This is a genomic window from Nonomuraea sp. NPDC003709 (assembly GCF_040610775.1).
GTDB classification, from domain to species: Bacteria; Actinomycetota; Actinomycetes; order Streptosporangiales; family Streptosporangiaceae; genus Nonomuraea; species Nonomuraea angiospora_A.
Map to the genome: position 1 here is coordinate 24667 of NZ_JBEXMW010000057.1, position 6103 is coordinate 30769.

Genomic DNA, 6103 nt, shown 5'->3' on the forward strand with positions numbered 1-6103 from the left:
ATGCGACTTAATGTCGACATGAAGTCAAGTGCGACCATGAGCATCGGGGAAATCGCGGAGCGGTTCGGCCTGGCGACGCATGTCCTGCGGCACTGGGAGGCGATGGGCCTGATCGCGCCGGCCCGTATCGAAGGAGCGCGCCGCCGCTACGGGCCTGACGACCTCTACCGGGTGGCCGTGATCCTGCGTGGCAAGGAAGCCGGGTTCAGCCTGGAAGAGATCCACGAGATGATGGCCACCTCGGACGCGGCAGCACGGCGCGCCGTCCTGCTGCGCCGCCGGGAGGAGCTGGCCCGGCGCATCGCCGAGGCGCAGGCGTCGCTCGAGCTCATCGACTGCGCGCTGGACTGCGATCACGAGGACTTGGCCGGTTGCCCCCATTTCCGGTCCGCGGTCGAGGAGCGGGTCCCCGCGGCCGTCATGCCTTGAGGCCGGCACCTGGCGCCCGAGGGGCCGACGTCTACTATGGCTAATGGTAGATCGAGCGCTACCGGGCGGATGTGGAGGAGAACCATGACGACCGGGGACATCAAGGATCGCAGCACGGCGGTTCTCGACGTGAGCGGGTTGCAGTGGGCCTCGGAGCAGAACGTGGTGCGTGCCGTCCTGAGCCGCCGCCCCGGAGTGATCGAGGTCGAGGTGAACCCGGTCGGGCAGACCGCGGTCGTGGTGTTCGACCCGAGGGCCACGTCCTTGGCCGAGCTGCGCCGCTGGGTACAGGAATGCGGCTATCACTGCGCGGGGCAGTCCGTACCGTCGCATGTCTGCGATCCCCTGGCAGAACCCGACCCGCCGGGCGTCGCCGAAGCCGTCCGTGAGGCCCCTGCCGAGCATGGGGAGCACGCAGGTCCGTCGCCGCACGAGGCGATGGGGCACGGGGGCCATGGCGCCATGTCGATGGAGGCCATGGTCTCCGACATGCGCAACCGGTTCCTCGTGGCGGCCGTGCTGTCCGTCCCGATCCTGATCTGGTCGCCGATCGGGCGCGAGGTGCTGGGGCTGGACGTGCCGGTGCCGTTCGGGCTGCGCGAGGACGTGTGGGCGCTGCTGCTCAGCCTGCCGGTGATCTTCTACTCCTCGTGGATCTTCTTCGACGGCGCCGTACGGGCGCTGCGGGCCCGCACGCTGGACATGATGGTGCTGGTCGCCGTGGCGATCGGGGCGGGCTGGCTGTACTCGCTGTACATCACGCTGACCGGCGGCGGCGAGGTGTTCTACGAGGCGGTGACCGTGCTGGCGGCGTTCGTCCTGCTGGGGCACTGGTTCGAGATGCGGGCCAGGGGCGGCGCCAACGACGCGATCCGCGCGCTGCTCGACCTGGCCCCGCCCAAGGCCGTGGTGATCCGCGACGGCGAGCAGGTGGAGATCCCCACCGCCGAGGTCGTGGCCGGGGACGTCCTGCTCATCCGTCCCGGCACGAAGATCGCCGTCGACGGCGAGGTCATGGAGGGCGAAAGCGAGGTCGACGAGTCGATGGTCACCGGCGAGAGCCTGCCGGTGCACAAGGCCCCCGGTTCGGCGGTGGTCGGCGCGACCATCAACAAGAACGGCACCCTGCGCGTACGGGCCACCAAGGTCGGCGCCGACACCGCCCTCGCCCAGATCGTCAAGCTCGTCCAGCAGGCCCAGAACTCCAAGGCTCCCGGGCAGCGCCTGGCCGACCGGGCGGCGTTCTGGCTCGTCCTCGTCGCGCTCATCGGCGGCGGGCTGACGCTGGTGGTGTGGCTGCTGGCGGGTGCGGCGGCCGGCACGGCGATGCTGTTCGCCATCACCGTCGTCGTGATCACCTGCCCCGACGCGCTGGGCCTGGCCACCCCCACCGCGATCATGGTGGGCGCCGGCCTCGGCGCCAAGCGCGGCGTGCTGTTCAAGAACGCCATGGCGCTGGAGACCTCGGCCCGCATCCAGACCGTGGTCATGGACAAGACCGGCACCCTGACCAGGGGCGAACCGGAGGTCACCGATGTGATCGCCGACGGGATGGAGGAGGCCGAACTGCTGCGGCTGGCCGCCGCCGTCGAGCGCGAGTCCGAGCACCCGCTGGCCGAGGCCGTGGTCCGCCACGCCGACGCGCATGCTCCCGGGGTCCTGCGGGTCACCGGGTTCGAGAACGTCCCGGGTCATGGCGCCACGGCTCAGGTGGACGGACGCCGGGTCCTGGTGGGCAACACGAAGCTGATGCAGGTCGAAGGCGTCGAGCTGGGCCCGCTGGCCTCCCGGCGCGAGGAGCTGGCCGCGGGCGGGCGTACCGCGGTCGTCGTCGCGGTGGACGGCCGCGCGGCCGGGCTGATCGGCATCGCCGACGCGCCCCGCGACAGCTCCGCGGCCGCGGTGGCGGCGCTGCACGAGGCCGGCGTCGAGGTCGTCATGCTGACCGGCGACAACGAGGCCACCGCCCGGCGGATCGCCGACCAGCTCGGCATCGACACCGTGATCGCCGAAGTGTTGCCGGGCGACAAGGCCGCCAAGATCGTCGAGCTGCAGCGCGACGGGCGCAAGGTCGCGATGGTCGGCGACGGCGTCAACGACGCCCCCGCGCTCGCCCAGGCCGACCTCGGCATCGCGATCGGCGCGGGCACCGACGTCGCCGTCGAGACCGCCGACGTGGTGCTCATGCGCTCCGACCCGCTCGACGTGCCGACGGCGCTGGTCATCGGCCGCGGCACGCTCCGCAAGATGCGCCAGAACCTGGGCTGGGCGATCGGCTACAACACGATCGCGCTGCCGATCGCGGCCGGCGTCTTCGAACCCGCCTTCGGCCTGGTGCTGCGACCGGAGATCGCCGCCCTGTCCATGTCCGGGTCGAGCGTCATCGTCGCGGTCAACGCACTCGCCCTCAAGGGGCTCCGCCTCCCGCGCCCTGTCGCCGCCGGAGACTGAGCACCGGCTCTCGTGGCGACCATCGAGGTCACCTAATCCGAGTGCTCTTCCGCGAGTTCTTCGACGGTTCCGCCGGTGGACAGCCGGTCCAGGACGCCGACCAGGTGCGGGCACTCGCTCGTGGGATGCTCAGCGGGGCAGGTCAGCGCCGCTGAGAGGAACCGGCGGGCGCCCTGGGCTCGCTCGATCAGGGCGTCCAGTTCGTCGATCTGGTCCCGCACCGCTGATCGCCATTGCTCGCCGGACTCGTCCATGACGGCGGCGGCGGTGTCGAGCCGGACTCCGAGCCGTTGCATCAGTGCGATCAGTGCGAGGCGGCGCAGCTCGGTCCGGCCGTACATCCGCCTTCCGGCATGGCGAGCCGCCGGCCGTACCAGGCCTCGTTCCTCGTAGTACCGCAGAGCCGAGGTGTTGAGGCGGAGGCGACGGGCGGCCTCACCGATGGATATGAGCTCCATGCGTCCATTTGACTTCAACCCGCCTTGAACCGCGAACCTGGAAGCATGGCCACCAAGGAGATCCAGTCCTGGGCGTACGACGAGCCGATCCGCTCTCCGTTCGCCCTTCCGCAGGGAGTCCTCGGGCGTTTGGCAGGACGGCTCATGCTGTGGCTCAACGATCCGGGCGAACTCGTGACGCTCATCGGGGAGCAGGGCAGCGTGCTGGAGGCCGGATGCGGGCCGGGTGGCCTGCTGCGGCACATCGAGGCCGAGCGGATCTGCGGCATCGACCCGTCGCCCGAGATGCTGCGTCAGGCGGCCCGGCACAACCGCGGGCGCCACGTCGAGCTGCGGCTCGGCACCGCGGCGGACACGGGCTGTCCCGACGACAGCTTCGACGTCGTGGTCTCGGTGAACAACGTGGCGATGTGGCCGGACCTGGAGGCAGGCATCCACGAGTTGCGCCGGGTGACCCGGCCTCGTGGCAGGCTGCTCATCGCCTGGCACAGCGCCACCGGCCGCTCAGCGATCGCCAGGAAGAATGCTCTCCCCGAGGAGAAGCTGGGGCGTATCGCTCACGCCCTGGGCGAGCCGGCGCAGCGCCATGAGCTCACGAATCTGACCGTTCTCGAAGGGCGCTGCCCAGGCTCGGCGTCGCCGGAGTACAGGCGGACGTAGGCCCCTGGCTGGGTTCCGTTGATGACGGGCGAGGGGGTCCTCAAGGGAGGATGAAGGTGCCTCCGGCCGCGGCCGCGAGGTCGGGGCCCAGGGCGGCCGCAGGTGTGTAGGCGCCGGGCTTGCCTTCGCCGCGGGCGAGGCGTGCGGCGATTTCGGCGGCGGCGCCGGCGGTGTAGTCCATGCCGTCATCAGCGCGTAGCCATCCTTCGCGGCTGGTGCCGTCCGGCCAGGTGATGACGGCGTGTCCCCAGGAGTGCCGCCGGGGACGGGAGGCCGCCTTGAGCCGGAGGCCGGCCAACTGGCGGACGGCGAAGCGACGCAGCGCTGGGATGGACAGCAGCTTCCCGGCGAGCGGAAGGATCGCTCGTACGGCCGCGCCGGTGGGGACCAGGGCGGAGGTGGCGGTGACGTTCGGCGCTCCGCTGGCCCGCCGCGCGGCGATGAGCTCGCCCGAGGGGGCTCCCGCCGACTTCACCTTCTGCCCGTCGGGGAGGGTGAGGTGTTGCGCGTCTGCGCCGAGCCTGGTCCTGGCCAGGCGGCCGTCTTCGTAGCGGAGCCCGCCGGTGGTCAGCACGTCGATGATGGAGGCGGCGAAGGCGGCACCCATGACGCCGGCCTCGATGGCCACCGAGGCCAAGGCGTCCACCCGCACGTGGCTGGGGGCGGGGCGGCCGGCGCACAGGGCGACGACGACGGCTTCCGTCGCCAGGACGCCGAATCCGGCGCCGGTCACCAGGGTGCTGCCGGCCGCTGCCGCCTCTTCGTGCAGGTCGAGGAGCCGGGAGGTGGCGGTCGGGTCGGCGGCCAGGTCCAGGTAGTGCCCGCCCGGCATGCAGGCGCGGGCCAGCCGCAGGGCGGTTTCGGCGTACTCGCCGATGGTGTTGACCACCACGGTCGGCCGCTGCTGTGCGATCTGTTCCGCGATCTTCTCCGCGGTGCCGGCGACGACGACCTTCACCCGGTCTCCCTGGCCGAGTTTCGCTCGCGCCTTGTCCAGGCGGTCACGGTCGCGCCCGACCAGCGCTATTGGCACCTCTCGTGATGCCAGGCGGGCGGCGACGGCGGCGCCGATCCGGCCCGTCGCTCCCAGGATCCATACCTCACCGGTCCGTGCGTCGGGCATGCCGTGAGTCATTGGGGACCCCCTCCGGGCTGAAATCCGGGTGATGTCTCAGTGTGTCATCACTGATGCTAGCACCGACGACACACTGAGACATCATTTGTTATTGTCAGGCCATGGCGAGATGGGATCCCGGAACCGAAGAGCGCCTGATCAAGGCCGCACTGGAGCTCTACGCGGAGCACGGATACGACAACGTGACCGTGACGCAGATCGCCGAGCGCGCCGGCATCACCCGGCGCTCGTACTTCCGCTACTTCCCCGACAAGCGTGAAGTCCTCTTCGCCGGCTCCGAGCGGCTGCCCACCGCGATTCAGCAGGCCGTCCTCGCCGCCGCCGAGACCTCATCGCCGCTGTCCACCGTCCTCGACGCCCTCGCCGACGTCGGCGCTCAGCTTGCCGAACAGGTCAAGAACGTCGCCGAGCGCCGCGCCGTGATCGACGCCAGCGCGGAACTCCAGGAACGCGAGCGCACCAAATTCGCTGCCGTCACCGCCGCGATCCGCACCGCACTCGAACAGCGCGGCACCGAAACCGGCACGGCACACCTGGTGGCCCAGATCGCCATGGTCGTCTTCCAGAGCGCCTTCGACCAATGGGTCAACGCGAACGGGCAGACGGACTTCGTCACCTGCCTGCGGGTCGCCGCCGCCTCACTCCGGGACACCGTGACCGGAGACTCGACGAACAGGACCCCCAGTTGACTGCTTCCAGATCTTTGGCGGCACGTCCTGTGGCCCGAAGGCGGTGATCGCCTTCGGGCCACAGGACACGGTTCCTATTTGAAGCGGCGCAGCCGCAGGCTGTTGCTCACCACGAACACGCTGGAGAACGCCATCGCCGCACCCGCGATCATCGGGTTGAGCAGCCCCAGCGCGGCCAGCGGAAGGGCGGCCACGTTGTAGGCGAACGCCCAGAACAGGTTGCCCTTGATCGTCTTCAGCGTGCTGCGGGACAACCGGATCGCCTCCGGCGCCACCCGCAG

Annotated in this window: 7 protein-coding genes; 4 read left to right on the forward strand and 3 right to left on the reverse strand. The window is 70.6% G+C overall.

What is annotated here, in order from left to right; all coding sequences use genetic code 11:
- Positions 1-36 precede the first annotated feature (36 nt).
- Positions 37-429: a MerR family transcriptional regulator gene (locus ABZX61_RS64505; protein WP_355212849.1), complete on the forward strand. Its 393-nt coding sequence runs from the start codon at positions 37-39 to the stop codon at positions 427-429.
- 84 nt (positions 430-513) lie between these two features.
- Positions 514-2880 (forward strand): heavy metal translocating P-type ATPase, encoded by a 2367-nt coding sequence (locus ABZX61_RS64510; RefSeq protein WP_355212851.1) that lies wholly within the window; start codon positions 514-516, stop codon positions 2878-2880.
- A 32-nt stretch (positions 2881-2912) separates the two neighbouring features.
- Here the strand turns inward: ABZX61_RS64510 and ABZX61_RS64515 are convergent, their stop codons facing one another.
- A complete protein-coding gene (locus ABZX61_RS64515) occupies positions 2913-3338 on the reverse strand; it encodes a MerR family transcriptional regulator (protein ID WP_355212853.1) in 426 nt (141 codons plus the stop codon).
- Between the two features lie 45 nt (positions 3339-3383).
- Here ABZX61_RS64515 and ABZX61_RS64520 point away from each other — a divergent pair, with 45 nt between their 5' ends.
- Positions 3384-3998 carry a class I SAM-dependent methyltransferase gene (locus ABZX61_RS64520; protein ID WP_355212855.1) on the forward strand — a complete coding sequence of 205 codons (615 nt, stop codon included), beginning with the start codon at positions 3384-3386 and terminating at the stop codon, positions 3996-3998.
- Between the two features lie 40 nt (positions 3999-4038).
- On the opposite strand, the gene ABZX61_RS64525 is transcribed toward ABZX61_RS64520, so the two are convergent.
- The gene (locus ABZX61_RS64525; protein ID WP_355212857.1) at positions 4039-5121 is read right to left on the reverse strand and encodes a saccharopine dehydrogenase NADP-binding domain-containing protein; all 1083 of its coding nucleotides are present in this window, start codon (positions 5119-5121) and stop codon (positions 4039-4041) included.
- A gap of 113 nt (positions 5122-5234) precedes the next feature.
- On the opposite strand from ABZX61_RS64525, the gene ABZX61_RS64530 reads away from it, so the two are divergent.
- Positions 5235-5822, forward strand: coding sequence for a helix-turn-helix domain-containing protein (locus tag ABZX61_RS64530; protein WP_355212859.1), 588 nt, complete (start codon positions 5235-5237; stop codon positions 5820-5822).
- A gap of 74 nt (positions 5823-5896) precedes the next feature.
- Here the strand turns inward: ABZX61_RS64530 and ABZX61_RS64535 are convergent.
- Positions 5897-6103: hypothetical protein (locus tag ABZX61_RS64535; RefSeq protein ID WP_355203269.1), on the reverse strand; the 207-nt coding region annotated here is incomplete at its 5' end.